This window comes from Labrys sp. WJW, from assembly GCF_001676615.1.
Lineage (GTDB): Bacteria > Pseudomonadota > Alphaproteobacteria > Rhizobiales > Labraceae > Labrys > Labrys sedimenti.
The window spans coordinates 51,105-67,379 of sequence record NZ_LYXZ01000002.1 but is presented as its reverse complement, the minus strand read 5'-3'; the positions used below and the strand labels follow the sequence as shown (position 1 = coordinate 67,379).

Here is a 16,275-nt window from a genome sequence, read left to right as displayed (position 1 = left end):
CAGAGGACGTCATGACCGAGGCCAGTATCATTCAGCAAAGCGCGACGCCGAGAACGCGGGAAAGCCTTGCCGCCGACCTGCGGATGCTCGGAGTTATGCCCGGCGAAACCTTGCTGGTGCATAGTTCCCTCAAGGCGCTCGGCTGGGTCAATGGCGCCGAGACAGCGGTAATCCAGGCGCTTTGCGACGTCATCACGCCCGCAGGCACGCTCGTCATGCCGGCGATGTCACCGGACCTGACCGATCCCGTCCACTGGCGCGCGCCACCCATTCCGCAAGCCTGGCATGAACCGGTGCGCCGATCGATGCCGGCCTTCGACCCAAAGTCGACGCCGACGCGGGGCATGGGCAGGATCGCCGAACTGTTCCGGACCTGGCCCGGGGTGTCGCGCAGCGGCCATCCCGCCAGTTCGCTGGCGGCCTGGGGAACGCAGGCCGGCACGATCCTCCGCGACCAGCCCCTCGAAGATCCCTTCGGCGAGAACTCGCCACTGGCCAGATTGTATGATCGCCAGGCCCGAGTGCTCCTGCTCGGCGTCAGCTTCGAAAGCTGCACCATCCTGCATCTGGCCGAACGCCGAACCTGGCCGCATCAGGTCCGGATACAGGAGGGCGCTCCCTTGATGGTCGATGGCGAACGCCGCTGGGTGCGCTACGAGACACCGATCCTGCGTGTCGATCTTCTGGAGGATGCGGGACGGCATCTCGTCGAGACCGGCATCGCTCATGGCGGCATCGTGGGATCGGCCCGGTCCCATCTCCTGCCTGTCCGCGAGGCAGTCGATGCCACCGTCACGCGCTGGCGTGGCATGGAATGAAGCACCGAACCTTCCTGGAGCGCTAACACCACAACCCCATGCAGACATGTTGTGATACCCGCATTTTATTGTGCAGGCACCTCGTTTGCCGGAGCGGACTGGAAGTTCGCGCTCCAGCTAGGCCGCCGCCTTCTCCACCTTCGGCCTCAGCCCCAGCAGATGGCAGATGGCATAGACCAGGTCGGCCTTGTTCATGGTATAGAAGTGGAAATCGCTGACGCCACGGTCGACCAGATCGAAGACCTGCTCGGCAGCGACCGCGGCGGCCACGAGTTTACGGGTGGCAACATCATTGTCCAGGCCTTCGAACCGGTCGGCGAGGCGTTGCGGCACCTCGGTCCCACAGCGCTCGGCAAAATTGCGGACCTGGTTGAAATTCTGCACCGGCACGATGCCCGGCACGATCGGAATATCGATACCCGCCTCCCTGACACGGTCGACGAAGCGCAGATAGTGCTCGTTGTCGAAGAAGAACTGGGTGATGGCGCGCGTGGCGCCGGCACCGACCTTGGCTTTCAGGATATCGATGTCGAAGGCGAGCGACGGGCTTTCGGGGTGCTTCTCGGGATAGGCCGAGACAGAGACCTCGAAATCGCCCAGTGCCTTGATGCCTGCCACCAGATCGGCCGAACTGGCATAGCCGCCCGGATGGGGCTCGTAGCGGGCACCCACGCCCGCTGGCGGATCGCCGCGCAGCGCCACGATGTGGCGCACGCCCGCTTCGGCATAGCCGCGGATCACCTCGTCGATGGCCTCGCGCGTGGCACCGACGCAGGTCAGATGCGCCGCCGGGCGGATATCGGTTTCCTGCACCATGCGCGCCACCGTGCCATGCGTCCGCTCGCGGGTAGTGCCGCCGGCACCATAGGTGACCGATGCGAATAGGGGATCGAGCGGCGCCAGGCGCTCGATCGCCTCCCACAGAGACGCCTCCATCTCAGCGTTCTTCGGCGGGAAGAACTCGAAGGAAACCCGAATGCCGCCGTGTGAGGGCAAGGCGTGACCAGCCATCACGCGACCTCCTGACCAAGAGTGATAGTGTCGGAGACCCGGCGCGGATCACGCCCGGTCCAAATCGATACGGTGAGACTCGAAGGCCCTTCCCCGGCATCCACCAGGCGCCAGCCGTCAGGCCGCAGATGCGCTGCCTCCAGCCAGTGCTCGATGGTGTCGCGGGCAAAGCCGAGACGGCGATGGGCGAAATCCTCACGCAGGAACTCGAGTTCGTGCGGGGCGAAATCGACGATGACCAGGCGACCGCCCGGGCGCAGCGCACGGGCGATTTCGCGCAGGGCCTTGGCGCCATCGTCGAGATAATGCAGGACCTGGTGCACGATGATGAGGTCATAGGCGCCCGGTTCCACTGACAGCGCGAAGAGATCGCCCTGTCGCACCACGGCGTTACGGATACGGTTGCGCTCCAGATTGGCCCGGGCGATCACCAGCATTTCGGCGCTGGCATCGATGCCGACGGCCCGCGTCGCCAAGGGGGCGAAGAGTTCGAGCATGCGGCCGGTGCCGGTTCCGATATCGAGGAAGGCCTGGATGGGCTGGCTGCCCACGACTTCGCGCAGCGCCGCCTCCACCGCCTCGTCCGGCGCATGCAGGGCACGGATACGATCCCAATCGCCGGCATGGGCCCGGAAGTAATCGGCAGCCACCGCCGCGCGGGTACGCCTGACTTCGACGAGTCGCGAACGATCACGGGCAAGGATGCGGTCGCTGCGGTCGAGCCCGGCGAGGATCTGGGCAAAGATCTCGGATTTCATGGTGCTTTCAGCCAAGCGGAAGAAGGCCCAGGCTCCCTCGCGGATGCGCTCGACCAGCCCCGCCTCGACCAGAAGCTTGAGATGGCGCGAGATGCGCGGCTGCGACTGGCCCAGGATCTCGGTGAGATCGGTCACGTTCAGTTCGCCTTCCGCCAGGATGGCCAGCAGACGCAGGCGCGTCGGCTCGCCCGCCGCTTTCAGCGTGCCCAATACCGTTTCGAAAGGAGCCAGATTTGCCATGCCCACGCCATCGTCTCTCACATAAAGATATGTTTATGTCATTTCTTAAAATGCGCAAGGAATTTGTTTTGCAAGCGACGCGATAATGTGAGCAGGCGACTTTTGAGCGGATAAGCTGACGAAATCACCATCCCCCCTCCATACCGATTGCATTATGCAATTAGTTTAGACATAGTGAGGGAAAGCAAGGGAGGCGCCGATGGCCAGCATCGTCTATGCCATGCTGATGTCCCTGGATGGCTATGTTGCCGGACCGGGGCAGGAATTTGGCCTGCCGATCCCACAGGCCGAGCTGCATCGGCATTTCAACCAGCTCATGCGACAGACGTCGGTCGCACTCTATGGGCGGCGCATGTATGAGGTGATGCGCTATTGGGACAGTCCCGAGCGGGAGCAGGACACTGACGAAGTCGAGATCGATTTTGCCCATGCCTGGCGGGAGACGCCCAAGCTCGTTTTCTCGACGACATTGCGGGAGGTTGGGCCGAATGCGAGGCTGGTGAGCTCGGACGCCATCACGGTGGTGCGCTCGCTCAAGTCGGACAGCGACGGCGAGATCGGCGTTGCCGGTCCCACCCTTGCCGCCGAACTGGCGCGGTCGGGTCTCATCGACGAATATCGGCTCTACCTGCATCCCATCGTACTGGGCGGCGGCAAGCCCTATTTCCAGCAAGGCCTGTCACTTGGACTAAAACCACTCGGCAGTGAAAGCCTGCCCCAGGGCGTGACGCTGCTGCGCTATGCGCCCGCCAGTTGAAAGGGCGAAACGGCCTCAACTGCGTTTGCCTCAGCCCTGCCAGATCCATTGCTCGGGAACCCGCAGCTTGAACGCTTCGCCGCCCCGTATCGAACCGGGACGGTCGACAGTGGCGACCACGCCGCGCAGGCGCTTGGCCGCGGCGGCAAAGCGCAGCGCAAGCCCGTCCTGTCCGCTCAGATGCCGTTCGACTTCCGCCCCGGCGATGCGGCAGGGATCGTTCTGGCCCATCACCGCCAGCACGGCCCCCGAAGGAAAGAACAGCCTGGACCCGCGCGGGAGAAAGGAGAAATCGGGTACGCCTTCCACGGCGATATTGGCGCCGAGCCATTCCGGCTCCACGCGCTCGACGCCGAGATTGCGAGCGATCACCGCAAGCTCTTCCATCGACACGATGGAGACCTGGCGCTCGTTCTGGATCGGCGCACTGCGCTCGAACCAGGGCACCCTGACATCGGCAGGACGCAGGAAGCCGGCATGCCGGTCGCCCGGGATACCCTCATGCGTGAGCACGAGCTCGGCCAGCCATTCTGCCCCGATGGCATCTCCCCCGGCTGCAGCGACCATGGCCACGTGCCCCGCACGCTTGAGCACGGGCCTGACGGCAATGTCGGGAGAGGGATTGCTCGAAGGATCCGGCATGGTCTCACCTCGTCTGGCAGCGCGAGGCACCGATCTGCCACCGAATCGGTAACAACGCAAAGATGCCGCGCGATAGTTTGCCTTACCCCTCCTCGCCGCTCCCTATCAGGCCATTGTCACGCAGGATACGGGGCAAGTGGCGCCGGATCTGCCAGCGCGTCAGCAGCACCAGGACGATCAGCATCGGCAGGTTGTCGAGAATGGCGCGGAAGAATCCGATCACCACATTGCCGATGAGGCCGCCGTCCCCCAGAAAGGCCGAGATGTCGCCACCCAGGAGCCCGGCGATCAGCATCGCGCCATAATGGGAAATCGAGCCGGTGACCTGCAGCATCGGCGCGACGTAGAACAGGAAGTTCAGCGCCCAGCCAATAGCGAAGACGAACAGGGCTACGGGAATGCCGATCCGCCACCAGACGGCGAAGGCGACCTTCTTGATGATCTGTGTTTCGCTCACGTCCTCGTCTCCGTTCTGAAGCGACCATGCCGGTTCGGGGCGGGCCGCGTCAAATCGGCAACGGTGGGCGGCGGGTCTTCAGCCCCGCCTCCCCCTTTCCGGTAAACTCAACGCTTCCAGGCGGGTCCTAAGACCCGCCCCCACATTAGGCCCCGACCTTTACTGCTTCGCGATTGGCGATGCGGCGCTGTTCGACCGCCAGGGCCAGGCGCTCGAGGGCGACAACGGTGGTGTCCCAATCGATGCAGCCATCGGTGATGCTCTGGCCATAGGTCAACGGCTGGCCGGGCACCTGGTCCTGCCGGCCGGCGACGAGATTGCTCTCGATCATCACACCGATGATGCGGTTATCGCCTGCCGCAAGCTGCGTGCCGATATCGGCCAGCACCAGCGGCTGGTTCTCCGGCTTCTTGGCGCTGTTGGCATGGCTGGCATCGATCATCACCACCGGAGACAGCCCGGATTTGGCGACGTCAGTGCAGGCCGCCTCGACGCTCGCCGCATCGTAATTGGTGCTCTTGCCGCCACGCAGGATGATGTGGCAGTCCTCATTGCCTGACGTGGAGGCGATGGCCGAACGGCCATCCTTGGTCACGGCCATGAAGTGATGGGGCTGCGACGCCGATTTCACGGCATCGACCGCGATGCGCACATTGCCGTCCGTGCCGTTCTTGAAACCGACGGGGCAGCTCAGGCCCGACGCCAGCTCGCGATGAATCTGGCTTTCGGTGGTCCGCGCGCCGATCGCGCCCCAGGCCACGAGGTCGGCGATATATTGCGGCGTGGTCATGTCGAGGAATTCGCAGGCCGCCGGCAAACCGAGATTGTTGATGTCGAGCAGGACCTTGCGGGCGATGCGCAGCCCCTTGTCGATCTGGAACGAACCGTCGAGATCAGGATCGTTGATCAGGCCTTTCCACCCCACCGTGGTGCGCGGCTTCTCGAAATACACCCGCATGATGATTTCCAGCGAGGAACCCAGGCGCTGGCGCAGCTTCATCAGGCGGTCGGCATAGTCGAGGGCCGCCACCGGGTCGTGGATCGAGCAGGGACCGACCACCACGGCGAGACGATCGTCGCTGCCGCGCAGGATGTCGTGCACGGCCTGCCGCGACTGCGTGACGGTGCGGGTTGCTTCCAGCGTGCGGGGATGCTCGCCCATCACGTCAGCCGGCGTGGTCAACGCCTTGATTTCACGGATACGAAGATCGTCGGTGGTGCTCAACATGGCCTGGGTTCCAGTCTCGGTTCGCTAAGGGTTCTGGTAGGTCCCGGCCGGCGGCATAAAAAAACCGCCAGTCGGGCTGGCGGTTTGTCTGGGTTTGATCTGTTGCTACGTTCAGATCGAGCGCACCCCTACCTCCGCCAGCGGCCTGCGAAAGCCAAAATACCAGTAAAAGTAGGGGGCGGATGCAAAGGTCATGGCAGCCATATAGCGACGGCGAGTGGTTTTGTCACGTGCGAATTTGCCGTCCGGCCCTCAACCTCCCAAGGCCTGAACCCGTTCGGCGAATACCTGTCCCAGCGCGAGATGCGCCTCGGCCTCGTAATGGATGCCGTCGACCGGGCTCACCTCGATCAGCTTGCCGGTGTCGAGAAATTCGGCACCGTGCTTTCGCGCGACCGCTTCGTAGAGGGGCGGCAGGGCCTGCGATTTCTCCACCCCGCCTGCGAACAACGGCCCCAGGCAGCCGACCACGCGGATCGGTGGCGGACAGGCGATCAGGAGCTTGGCCGGCGGCTGGTCGAGATTAGGCGTCGCGGCGATGATGCCGGCGAGGATGTCGACCCCGGCGGCAATGTCCTCCGGCGGTGCACCGAAGCGGGCCTTGAGGTCATTGGTACCCAGCATCAGCACGATGACGTCGAGCGGACGGTGGCTTTCGAGACAGGCAGCGAGATAGCGCCGGCCGTTCTTGTGGATGCCCTCAATGAGATCGTCGCGAATGGTTGTACGGCCCGGCAGCCCCTCCTCGATCACATGCCAGGCATGGCCGAGAATCTTGCGCATGACCCCGGGCCAACGCGTCTTGCCGTCATAGCGCCGGGCCTCTTCAAGGCTGGCCAGAGGCGGCGTGCCGAACGTGTTGGAATCGCCGAAACAAAGAACATTCTTCATACTGATCATTTCCTTGCTGGATTGCAGGCATCAACATTGCTGGAATGAGTGCGGGATTGGTGTGCCGATCTCCAGATCGGCATCCTTGCCAGGCAAGGCATCCTCTTCCCAAGATGCCGATCTGGAGATCGGCACACCGCGGTTCGAGCGCCCTGCCCGGCTCATTGGACGCCCAAGATCCCAGGATCTAGCGCTGCACCACGATGAACAGCCGCGGAAAGGCCAGCACCACCTTGCCGTCAGCCCGCGGCGGATAAGCCTTCGCGATGCGCGCCGTATAGTTTTCCAGAAAGGCCGGCTGCTGGCCGGCATCGAGCGGATCGAGAAAGGCGCGCAGACCGGTCGCCCGCAGCCAGGACACGATGGCCGGCGCATCGTCCAGCACGTGATAATAGGTGGTGCGCCAGATATCGATCGAGGACGCTTGTCCGGCGAACAGGTTGTAGTAGTCCTCAGCCGGCAGGATGCGCTCGCGGATGCGCGAGGCATCGCCGAGCCTGGCCGCCCAGGGGCCGTCTGCAGCCGTCTCGCGCATCAGGCGATGGGACGGCTCTGCCAGATTGTCGGGCATCTGCACGGCCAGCACGCCGCCCGGCGCGGTCTGGGCGAGCAGCCGCGGCAACAGCGCCGCATGTCCGGGAACCCACTGCATCACCGCGTTGGCGAAGATCAGTTCCGGCGGCTTTTCCGCCTGCCAGCCGGTCACATCCCCTTGCTCGAAGCGCGCCGATGGGAGGCGCTTGCGGGCCTCCGACAGCATGGTTTCGGAGGTATCGATGCCGATCACCTCGGCCGCGGGCCAGCGTCTGGCCAGGAGTTCAGTGGAGTTGCCCGGGCCGCAGCCAAGGTCGACGGCAAGGGCGGGCGAGGCCAGCGGGACCCGATCGAGCAGATCGCGCGCCGGTCGCGTGCGCTCATCCTCGAAGCGCAGATAAAGCGAGGGATTCCAATCGGCCATGAAAAATATCCTTGAATATTCGCCCCGGCGAAGCATCTAGCGCGCCATATCCGATAGCGGAATTGGATACGGTGCTGCAGGTCTCATTGTCGCACCGTGAATACTGAAAGCAGGCACCTTTTTCGGCACGCTGCCGTAGCACCGGCAGCCGGAACGGGGCCGGCCGCGTCAGGTGATCAGGAAACCGCCATCCACCGGCATGGCGACGCCGTTCACCATCGAGGCTTTGTCGCTGAGGAGAAAGGCGATGGTCTCGGCCACTTCCTCCGGTTCGAAGAAGCGTCCCAGTGGAATGCGCTGCAGCATGGGGGCGGCCTTGGCCGGATCGCTCCAGGCCTTCACGGCCATGGGCGTGAGGATCACCGTCGGGCAGATCGCATTGACGCGGATGCCCTGGCGCCCGAGCTCGTTCGCCATCACCGTCGTCAGCGAGTCGAGCGCGCCCTTGCTGGCACAATAGGCCGCGTGATCGGTAAAGCCGATCGAGGAGGAAATGCTGGATACGTTGACGATCGCCCCCTTCTTGCCACGGGCGATCATGCTGCGCGCGCATTCCTGGCCGAAGATCATGGCCGCGACCACGTTCACCGACATCAATTCCTGGAAGGCCTCGACGCTGGTTTCCAGGAAGGGTTCGAGCGTGGTGGTGCCGGCATTGTTGACCAGCCGGTCGACGGGCTGGATCGAACGGGCCACGGCGCGGACGGCCTCGGGATCGGCAAGATCCACGGCATGGATCTCCGCGCCCGTCTCGGCGGACAGGCTTTCGAGCTCGGCCTGGTTGCGCCCGATGGCAATGATCTCAGCGCCCCGCGCCGCCAGCAGCTTGGCGGTGGCCCGCCCGATGCCCTTGGTTGCTCCCGTTACCACGATACGCTCGCCGGCAAATTCCATCGCGTCCTCCCGCATGTTTGGCGGCATGGTAGCGGGCGGGAGCCTGCTGACAAGTCTGACAAATCAAAGTCAGGAAATTTTAGATCGGCACGATAGCGTTTGCGTTTCAACGGAGTCACCTCGAATCGCAAAGACGCTTGAGCCAATCTTTCGGATTGGCTTGGGAACAAGGAGCTAGAGCAAAGGGACGTTCACACTTGAGCGCACTTTGCTCTAGCTTTGGCGCGCCTCATGGGCTATTTCCCGCGGCCCTCTTCCCCATCGCCGGAGCAAAATGCGTTCGATCCTGGACGCTTTTCCTGCTCTGCCCTCAGCGTCGACGCGTCCTTGCGATTCTTGTCGGTTCCGACGGATCGCACAAATGCCTTCGAGCAAAGTGCGATTTCAGGGAAATCGCACTTTGCTCTCTAACTTTTTGTTTTTACGCGTTTTCTTAATCGAAAAGTTTATCGACTTTTCTGGAAAACGCTCTAGGAGGCCTCATGCCGCCCCAATCCCCTGCCACAGGACAGAGCGCCCCTGTCTCCGTCGGCATCGACTTCGGCACCAGCAATACGGTGGTCGCCTTTGCCCATGCCGACGGCCGCACCGAAGCGCTGAACTTCGAGCATGGCGGCCAGGGCCTGAACCATTTCGTCACGGCCCTGTGCTTTTGGGACGAGCGCCGCCCCGGCAAGTCCACGATCCGCGTCGAGGGCGGCCCCTGGGCCATCGAGCAATTCGTGGAAGCGACGACCGCCTTCCGCTTCATCCAGTCCTTCAAGAGCTTTGCCGCCAGCGCCACCTTCCAGGAGACCCGCATCTTCCGTGAGCGCTTCCGTTTCGAGGACCTGCTGGCGACCTTCCTCAACACGCTGGTCAAGCATGCCGACGGGCGGCTCGACTTGTCGGCCGCCAATCTCGTCATCGGCCGTCCGGTGACCTTCGCCGGCCGCCAGCCCGATGACGATCTGGCCATGCAGCGCTACCAGACCGCTTTCGAGCGGCTCGGCGTCGTCAACCCCACTTATGTCTATGAGCCGGTGGGCGCAGCCTTCTTCTATGCCCGCCAGCTCAAGCGCGATGCGACCGTGCTGGTCGCCGATTTCGGCGGCGGCACCAGCGACTTTTCGATCATGCGTTTCGAGCAGGTTGCCGGCCAGTTGAAGGCCGACCCCCTCGCCCATTCCGGCATCGGCATTGCCGGCGACGCCTTCGACTATTCGATCGTCGACCGCATCGTCTCGCCGCGCCTGGGCAAGGGCGGACTTTTCCGTTCCTTCGACAAGGAATTGGCGATCCCCAATCACTATTATGCCAACCTCGCCCGCTGGCATCAGCTCGCCATGATGAAGACCAATGGCGATCTCAAGGGCTTGCAGGACCTGGCCAAGGTCGCGGTGGAACCGGAAAAGCTCGAGAAATTCATCGAGATCGTCGAGTTCGATATGGGCTTTTCGCTCTACAGCGCGGTGTCCAGGGCCAAGATCGCCCTTTCCAGCCAGGACGAGACCGAGTTCCGCTTCGCCGGTGGCGACATCGAGATCTCGGCCGCGCTCAAGCGCCGCGATTTCGAGCGCTGGATCGCGGGAGATGTCGCCCGCATCGAGGCGAGCCTCGACGAAGGCCTGAAGCGCGCCAACACCAGGGCGGAGGAGATCGAGCGCGTCTTCCTCACCGGCGGCACTTCCTTCGTGCCCGCCATCCGCAAGCTCTTCGCCGAGCGCTTCGGCGAGGAGCGCCTGGTCTCAACGGACCAGTTCGAGTCGATCGCCTATGGCCTGGCCTTGATCGGCCAGGATGCGCAGAAGGAGCGCTGGGAAGTGAGGAAGGCGGCGTGACCCGACGTGCCGGTCTTCAGATCGGCACGGAGACACTGCGTGAGCAGGTCTATGGTTGACCTCGGCCTTGCTGCGCTTTCACGAATTGCTCCAGGTGGGGGAAATGCCATTTTACCATCATGGCCCCTTCCCAATTCTCGCCAGCGCGGGCCAATGCAAACAGCGTCGTTGCCCCGTCGACGGTGCAGTTGTCGCCGACCATCGTCACCCCAGGCAATAATGTCCCGGCGACAGGCCTGCGGATGACAGAGTCTGAGTAGCGGCGTTCGATAGGTCCGGGAACGCCGCATTGAAGGATCCAGGCCTTCACCGCCGTGATTTGACCGCGCTCGTCCTTGGAAAGTGGACGCAGACCAACATAGAGATATTTGGGGTTGCGCCTCAGATCGGCCATTTCGCGAGAACCCGCAGCCTCTCCAGGCTCCACCAGTAATCTTGCTTGAGCGACCAAAATACCACCATCGGCAATCTGATACCGAAAAGAGGGATTGGGGTGCCTGCTTCCGGGTTCTTCGACGATGAAATCCAGGCGCCTTCCGGCGATGCGGAAGATCCCTTGGCAGTCATGGCCCGAAAGAGTTCCGTTATGCAGCTGTCTGCAATTGTCGCCGCCAATCCAGATACCATCGCGCAGCCGCACGGAATTGGCATCGCCGGCCTTCGCATAGAGAGGCTTGTCGGTAATGACTTGATTGCCGCAACTGCCCAGCCCGATCAGCATCACAAGCATGCCCAGATAGAATCCGAACCGGTTCAGATCGGATCGACGTCTGGATGGCAACGCTGCATTTCCCACGACTGTCATTCCACGGTGGGAGCTCCGAAAGTAGGTCGACGCCAGACGATTCGATAGCGATGGCATGCAATCTCAATCCGCTTAGTCGAAAGCGGCTGCGGTCGCATGTGCCTGGGTTTTCGTCTGCCGGCGCGCCCAAATCGCGAAGAAAGGCAAGACGACGAGGAAGAAGGCAAAATAACAAGCGGCCAGTCCCCAGCTCATCCAGATGATGGGCTCTTCAGGCGGCTGGCCACCGAGCCAACCAAGGCCAAGCCAGCAGGTGATCAGCAATGCGCAGGCCAGTTGGAACCAGTGCCGCAAGGGGCGCAGGCGATTGCCGGCCGAGACGAGCCAGGGCACGGGCAATATCACGGCCATCGCCACCACCATGGCGAGCAATCCGGCAAGCTTATCGGGCGGGCTGCGCAGGATGGCGTAAAAGGGCAGGAAACTCCAAGGTGGCAGGATAGCGTAAGCGTCCGGCGAGGTTGCATTCCTCGCAGGCGCCGTCACCATTTCAATCACAAGCGCAGAGGCGGCTCCCAACGCCAAGGCAAGTGTCGCGATTGCGAGGCAGCCCGCACGCCCCTCCTTGCGCCGGCGCCATTGCCCCATTTCGTCGCGATTATGCATCAGCGCACCGTCAAGCATCAGCAGCAAGACCGGAAGCAAGATGATCGACACACGAAGCCCCAATCCAATATCGGAGGCGAAGAAAGCGACAAGCGTATCGAGCAGCGCCGCCCGCCATTCCGGGCTCACCGGCAATTGCGATACCAGATTGGCAAGAACCGTCGCGCTCCACCCCGCCATTTGGCCCCAGGGCAGGACGTAGGCGAGGATATCGGCGGCCAGAGCGCCGATCCAGGCGAAGCTCATGAGGAACCAGACGATGCGACGCTTCCTGTCGAAGATGCCGTCATAGATCGACACCCAGACATGAATGTAGAAACAGAGGAACAGACCACCCTGCCCTACCGGAAAACCGCGCAGTATCGCCACAAGGCTCTGGCTTCCTATGGCCAGGAAGAGCAACAGCCCGACGGCTCGCGCGACGATTGCCGGTGAACGGGACAATGCCATCGGCGTCTCCATGCTCGCCTCGGGGTCAAGGATGGCCTCCTGCCGAGCTTGATCGGCAGACCGCGAAAATACAACCTTCCGTCATTGCCTGACGTCGTGCCGGCAGTCCAGATGCTGCTTTCGCGATCGACGGCCAGGATTCAGCCAAGAGATCTCGGTCAGCGCTAGATTGCGTGCCTCCCAAAACGGCAAGAGGCGGGTCAGAAGACCCGCCCCCAAATGACTCGCAGCATCATGCGCAGAGGCAGATCGAGAGATCGGCCTGCGCGTTTTTAGCCCTTACCTCGAGAACTTCTTGTACTGAATGCGCTTGGGAATGGTGGAATCGATGCCGAGGCGGCGCTTCTTGTCTTCCTCGTAAGCCTCGAAGTTGCCTTCGAACCATTCGACATGGCTGTCGCCCTCGAAGGCGAGGATGTGGGTGGCGAGGCGGTCGAGGAAGAAGCGATCATGCGAGATGATCACGGCGCAGCCGGCATAGTTCTCCAGCGCCTCTTCCAGGGCCCGCAGCGTTTCCACGTCGAGGTCGTTGGTCGGTTCGTCGAGGAAGAGCACGTTGGAGCCTTCCTTCAGCATCTTGGCGAGCTGCACGCGGTTGCGTTCGCCGCCCGAGAGCACGCCGACCTTCTTTTGCTGGTCGCCGCCCTTGAAGTTGAAGGCGGAGGTGTAGCCGCGCGAATTCACCTCGCGCTTGCCGAGATAGAGGATCTCGTTGCCGCCAGAGATTTCCTGCCAGACCGTCTTGTTCGGGTCGAGCGCATCGCGCGACTGGTCGACATAGCCCGGCTGCACGGTGTCGCCGAAGGTGATGGTGCCCGCATCGGGCTTTTCCAGGCCGAGCAGCATGCGGAACAAGGTGGTCTTGCCGGCGCCGTTCGGGCCGATCACGCCGACGATGCCACCCGGCGGCAGGGAGAAGGAGAGATCGTCGATCAGGAGGCGATCGCCGAAGGCCTTGGAGATGCCCTCGACCTCGATGACCTTGCCACCCAGGCGCGGCCCGGTCTGGATCATGATCTGGGCCGTGGTCGGGCCCTTCTCGTTAGCCTTGGCGAGCAGATCCTCATAGGCGTTGATACGGGCCTTGGACTTGGCCTGGCGTGCCTTCGGGCTGGCGGCGATCCACTCCTGCTCGGCGGCGAGCTGTTTCTGGCGGCTCTCCTCCTCGCTCGATTCCTGGGCGAGGCGCTTCTGTTTCTGCACCAGCCAGGTCGAGTAATTGCCCTCATAGGGAATGCCGCGGCCGCGATCGAGCTCGAGGATCCAGCCGGTGACATTGTCGAGGAAGTAGCGGTCATGGGTGACGATCAGGATCGCGCCCGGATAGGTGCGCAGATGGCCTTCCAGCCACGCCACCGTCTCCGCGTCGAGATGGTTGGTCGGCTCGTCCAGCAGCAGCAGCTCGGGCTGTTCGAGCAACAGGCGGCAGAGCGCCACGCGGCGGCGTTCACCGCCGGAGAGATTGTCGACCGCGGCATCGTCGGGTGGGCAGATCAGCGCATCCATGGCCTGGTCGACCTGGCTGTCGAGATCCCACAGGTTCTTGGCGTCGATCTCGTCCTGCAGGCGGCTCATCTCATCCGCCGTCTCGTCCGAGTAATTCATGGCGAGTTCGTTGTAGCGGTCGAGCACGGCCTTCTTGGCCGCGACGCCGTCCATGACGTTCTCGCGAACGGTCTTGCTGGGATCAAGCTGCGGCTCCTGCGGCAGATAGCCCACGCGCGCGCCTTCGGCCACCCAACCGTCGCCGGTGAAGTCCTTGTCGATGCCGGCCATGATGCGCAGCAAGGTCGACTTACCCGAGCCGTTCACGCCGAGCACGCCGATCTTGGCGTCCGGGTAGAAGGACAGATGGATGTTGTCGAGGACCTTCTTGCCACCCGGATAGGTCTTGTTCAGACCCTGCATGTGGTAGACGAATTGATACGCGGCCATTGCTGCCTGCTCAAGCTTTCGTGGAAAGGGGATTTGGGGCGGTGTGTAGCCGAGCAGGCGCAACGGGGCAAGGGCGCAACTCCAAGCGCTGCCCTATTTTGCCGGTCTGCCCTGCCCGCGAATGGACTATCGCCAGAAGCGGAACAGGTAATAACCCAGCGCCACATAATTCGGATAAATGTCGAACAAGGCAGCGAGCCTGTAGACCGCGTTCCAGATGGCCCCGCTGACCTGGGTGGTGAACAACAGGAACAGGAAGCCCATCATCGCCAGGGGTGCGATGGCATTGGCCTGAGCCTGCATCTCATAGGGCAGATAGGGCCGGATGATCGCAAAGCCGTCGAAGCCGGGAACCGGCAGGAGGTTGAGCACCACGGCCGAGGCCTGCAGGGCAGCGAGGAATGCCACGCCCGCCCAAAGCTGTGGCGAGCCCATCGTCTCCGGCAGGCCGATGAGGAAGGGCAGCCCCAAAGCGATCAGGCAGACGAGATTGGCCATCGGCCCGGCCAGGGCCACGAAGGCATCCCAGTGTCGGTTCTTGAGCACGGCCCGGTTGATGTAGACGGCCCCGCCCGGCAGGCCGATGCCGCCCAGGATGAGGAAGAGCAGCGGAAAGCCGAAGCTGGTCAACGGGTCGGCATAGGCGAGCGGATTGAGGCTCAGATAGCCCTTTTCCACCACCGAACGGTCCCCGCCCCAATAGGCGGCGAGTGCATGGGCCCCTTCGTGCAGGCATAACGAGATCAGCCAGCCCGACACCACGAAGGCGAACACGGCAATGCCTGAATCGAACCAGCCGGTCGCCAGGCTGATGGCCGTCACCAGGAAGACGGCGAGGATTGGGAGGAAATTGGCGCTCAGGCGCCAGGGCATCGCCGCAACTCTGGACAAGGGGAACTCGTTCTCGAAAAAGGTTGCCCTATTGTGGGAAGTTGCGCCTCGTTTCGCAAGGGCAGCAAAGGCACTCAGATGCGCAGCCCCGCCCCGACGCGCCGCAAGATCCAGTAGAACAACGCCGTCGCCGCCGCGCCGATGAGAATCGCGAACCAGAAGCCCCCTTCCGTCTCGAGAAAAGGCAGATCCTTGGTGTTCATGCCGAAGATGCCGGCAACCAGGCTGCCAGGCAGCAGCAGCGCCGTCAGGATCGAGAGGGCACGCAGCGAGCGGTTGGTCTCTTCGGCCAGCCGGGCGCCCACCTCATCCTGCAGGAGCTTGGCCCGCTCCTGCAAAGTAAGGATGTCGTGGTCGAGCGATTCCAGCCGGTCGGCCAGGCGCTCGGCTGCTATAGGCAGGGCCGGCTTGTCAGCCTCGTCCGAACGTTCCTCCCAGTCGCGCAACACATGGCCAAGTGAGGAAAGCTGGCGGTGGACCCGGACCGTCATGCGGCGGACCTCGATCAGCCTGACCCGCTCGGTGGCGGCCATGTCCTCCACGACGCGGTCTTCGGCGGTATCGAGCTCGTCGGTCATGCCGGCCACGCGGCGGGCGACGGAATCGCAGAAACGGTCGATGATCGTCTCGATCAGGCGTCCGGCGGCAGGCAGGTTGAGGCCCTTCTGCACGGCGCGATGGATCTCCTCCACCGAGCGCAGCGGGTGCCGGCGCCCCGAAATCACCAGCCTCTCGTTGAGCGCGAAGCGCAGACGGCCAAGATGGTCGCTCTCCCCGCCAAGCTCGCTGTGGAAATCGGTGATGACGCCGAAGATGACATGGTCGATCGTGTGCAGGCCAAGCGGTTCGTCCTTGGCCAGGAACAGGGCCCGCACCTCTTCGGGAAGGTCTTCGAAGGAAGACAGCCAATCCCGGGCGAGCCGATCGGTCAGGCTGAAATGCAGCCAGAGCCAACCATCCTCCGCCGCCAGCGCTGCAGGGACGTCACGCGGATCGATCGCTTCGGGCTCGTAGCCCTCACGAAAGCGATAGGCCCAAATCAGGCCGGCGATCGCCGCCGGCACGAAATTGACGCCCGGCAGTTGGTGCTGCTGAATACTGTCCATGGCGCCTC

General features: G+C 63.2%; 16 protein-coding genes. 3 read left to right on the top strand and 13 right to left on the bottom strand.

The annotated features are described in order from the left end of the window. Window positions 1-11 precede the first annotated feature (11 nt). Window positions 12-818, top strand: a complete 807-nt coding sequence (locus BA190_RS02465) for an aminoglycoside N(3)-acetyltransferase (RefSeq protein WP_068282056.1) — start codon at window positions 12-14, stop codon at window positions 816-818. A 117-nt stretch (window positions 819-935) separates the two neighbouring features. Here BA190_RS02465 and metF read toward each other — a convergent pair whose 3' ends face one another. After that, window positions 936-1,829: a methylenetetrahydrofolate reductase [NAD(P)H] gene (gene metF, locus BA190_RS02460; protein WP_068282055.1), complete on the bottom strand. Its 894-nt coding sequence runs from the start codon at window positions 1,827-1,829 to the stop codon at window positions 936-938. Then, the gene (locus BA190_RS02455) at window positions 1,829-2,827 is read right to left on the bottom strand and encodes a metalloregulator ArsR/SmtB family transcription factor (protein WP_068282053.1); all 999 of its coding nucleotides are present in this window, start codon (window positions 2,825-2,827) and stop codon (window positions 1,829-1,831) included. The genes metF and BA190_RS02455 overlap by 1 nt, the downstream gene beginning before the upstream one ends. Before the next feature lie 199 nt (window positions 2,828-3,026). On the opposite strand from BA190_RS02455, the gene BA190_RS02450 reads away from it, so the two are divergent. Next, window positions 3,027-3,584 (top strand): dihydrofolate reductase family protein, encoded by a 558-nt coding sequence (locus BA190_RS02450; protein ID WP_068282051.1) that lies wholly within the window; start codon window positions 3,027-3,029, stop codon window positions 3,582-3,584. Between the two features lie 30 nt (window positions 3,585-3,614). Here BA190_RS02450 and BA190_RS02445 read toward each other — a convergent pair whose 3' ends face one another. From BA190_RS02445 to BA190_RS02420, 6 genes are all read right to left on the bottom strand, one after another. Next, on the bottom strand, window positions 3,615-4,226 hold the full coding sequence (locus BA190_RS02445) for an MOSC domain-containing protein (protein WP_068282049.1): 612 nt from the start codon (window positions 4,224-4,226) through the stop codon (window positions 3,615-3,617). 82 nt (window positions 4,227-4,308) lie between these two features. Continuing rightward, on the bottom strand, window positions 4,309-4,683 hold the full coding sequence (locus BA190_RS02440; RefSeq protein WP_068282047.1) for a hypothetical protein: 375 nt from the start codon (window positions 4,681-4,683) through the stop codon (window positions 4,309-4,311). A 145-nt stretch (window positions 4,684-4,828) separates the two neighbouring features. Beyond that, on the bottom strand, window positions 4,829-5,911 hold the full coding sequence (locus BA190_RS02435; protein ID WP_068282045.1) for a 3-deoxy-7-phosphoheptulonate synthase: 1,083 nt from the start codon (window positions 5,909-5,911) through the stop codon (window positions 4,829-4,831). 252 nt (window positions 5,912-6,163) lie between these two features. Continuing rightward, window positions 6,164-6,802 (bottom strand): SGNH/GDSL hydrolase family protein, encoded by a 639-nt coding sequence (locus BA190_RS02430; protein WP_068282043.1) that lies wholly within the window; start codon window positions 6,800-6,802, stop codon window positions 6,164-6,166. Window positions 6,803-6,989: 187 nt separating this feature from the next. Then, the gene (gene tam / locus BA190_RS02425; RefSeq protein WP_068282041.1) at window positions 6,990-7,760 is read right to left on the bottom strand and encodes a trans-aconitate 2-methyltransferase; all 771 of its coding nucleotides are present in this window, start codon (window positions 7,758-7,760) and stop codon (window positions 6,990-6,992) included. Window positions 7,761-7,928: 168 nt separating this feature from the next. After that, window positions 7,929-8,654 (bottom strand): SDR family oxidoreductase, encoded by a 726-nt coding sequence (locus tag BA190_RS02420; protein WP_068282039.1) that lies wholly within the window; start codon window positions 8,652-8,654, stop codon window positions 7,929-7,931. 482 nt (window positions 8,655-9,136) lie between these two features. Here BA190_RS02420 and BA190_RS02415 point away from each other — a divergent pair, with 482 nt between their 5' ends. Then, window positions 9,137-10,474: an Hsp70 family protein gene (locus tag BA190_RS02415; RefSeq protein WP_068282037.1), complete on the top strand. Its 1,338-nt coding sequence runs from the start codon at window positions 9,137-9,139 to the stop codon at window positions 10,472-10,474. A gap of 49 nt (window positions 10,475-10,523) precedes the next feature. On the opposite strand, the gene BA190_RS02410 is transcribed toward BA190_RS02415, so the two are convergent. The 5 genes from BA190_RS02410 to BA190_RS02390 all read right to left on the bottom strand — a co-directional run bounded on the left by BA190_RS02410 (window position 10,524) and on the right by BA190_RS02390 (window position 16,267). Further along, window positions 10,524-11,270, bottom strand: coding sequence for a hypothetical protein (locus BA190_RS02410; protein WP_210185273.1), 747 nt, complete (start codon window positions 11,268-11,270; stop codon window positions 10,524-10,526). Between the two features lie 81 nt (window positions 11,271-11,351). Continuing rightward, on the bottom strand, window positions 11,352-12,335 hold the full coding sequence (locus tag BA190_RS02405; protein ID WP_068282033.1) for a cytochrome b N-terminal domain-containing protein: 984 nt from the start codon (window positions 12,333-12,335) through the stop codon (window positions 11,352-11,354). A gap of 279 nt (window positions 12,336-12,614) precedes the next feature. Further along, the gene (ettA, locus tag BA190_RS02400; RefSeq protein ID WP_068282032.1) at window positions 12,615-14,270 is read right to left on the bottom strand and encodes an energy-dependent translational throttle protein EttA; all 1,656 of its coding nucleotides are present in this window, start codon (window positions 14,268-14,270) and stop codon (window positions 12,615-12,617) included. 126 nt (window positions 14,271-14,396) lie between these two features. Then, window positions 14,397-15,161 carry a site-2 protease family protein gene (locus tag BA190_RS02395; RefSeq protein ID WP_156771333.1) on the bottom strand — a complete coding sequence of 255 codons (765 nt, stop codon included), beginning with the start codon at window positions 15,159-15,161 and terminating at the stop codon, window positions 14,397-14,399. 74 nt (window positions 15,162-15,235) lie between these two features. Continuing rightward, window positions 15,236-16,267 carry a transporter gene (locus tag BA190_RS02390; protein WP_068282028.1) on the bottom strand — a complete coding sequence of 344 codons (1,032 nt, stop codon included), beginning with the start codon at window positions 16,265-16,267 and terminating at the stop codon, window positions 15,236-15,238. Window positions 16,268-16,275: the final 8 nt, after the last annotated feature.

Excerpts from the sequence above, each read along its gene's own strand:
- BA190_RS02465 (WP_068282056.1), top strand. The coding sequence starts at position 12 with ATGACCGAGGCCAGTATCATTCAGCAAAGCGCGACGCCGAGAACGCGG.
- metF (WP_068282055.1), bottom strand. The coding sequence starts at position 1,829 with ATGGCTGGTCACGCCTTGCCCTCACACGGCGGCATTCGGGTTTCCTTC.
- BA190_RS02455 (WP_068282053.1), bottom strand. The coding sequence starts at position 2,827 with ATGGCAAATCTGGCTCCTTTCGAAACGGTATTGGGCACGCTGAAAGCG.
- BA190_RS02450 (WP_068282051.1), top strand. The coding sequence starts at position 3,027 with ATGGCCAGCATCGTCTATGCCATGCTGATGTCCCTGGATGGCTATGTT.
- BA190_RS02445 (WP_068282049.1), bottom strand. The coding sequence starts at position 4,226 with ATGCCGGATCCTTCGAGCAATCCCTCTCCCGACATTGCCGTCAGGCCC.
- BA190_RS02435 (WP_068282045.1), bottom strand. The coding sequence starts at position 5,911 with ATGTTGAGCACCACCGACGATCTTCGTATCCGTGAAATCAAGGCGTTG.
- BA190_RS02430 (WP_068282043.1), bottom strand. The coding sequence starts at position 6,802 with ATGAAGAATGTTCTTTGTTTCGGCGATTCCAACACGTTCGGCACGCCG.
- tam (WP_068282041.1), bottom strand. The coding sequence starts at position 7,760 with ATGGCCGATTGGAATCCCTCGCTTTATCTGCGCTTCGAGGATGAGCGC.
- BA190_RS02420 (WP_068282039.1), bottom strand. The coding sequence starts at position 8,654 with ATGGAATTTGCCGGCGAGCGTATCGTGGTAACGGGAGCAACCAAGGGC.
- BA190_RS02415 (WP_068282037.1), top strand. The coding sequence starts at position 9,137 with ATGCCGCCCCAATCCCCTGCCACAGGACAGAGCGCCCCTGTCTCCGTC.
- BA190_RS02405 (WP_068282033.1), bottom strand. The coding sequence starts at position 12,335 with ATGGCATTGTCCCGTTCACCGGCAATCGTCGCGCGAGCCGTCGGGCTG.
- ettA (WP_068282032.1), bottom strand. The coding sequence starts at position 14,270 with ATGGCCGCGTATCAATTCGTCTACCACATGCAGGGTCTGAACAAGACC.
- BA190_RS02390 (WP_068282028.1), bottom strand. The coding sequence starts at position 16,267 with ATGGACAGTATTCAGCAGCACCAACTGCCGGGCGTCAATTTCGTGCCG.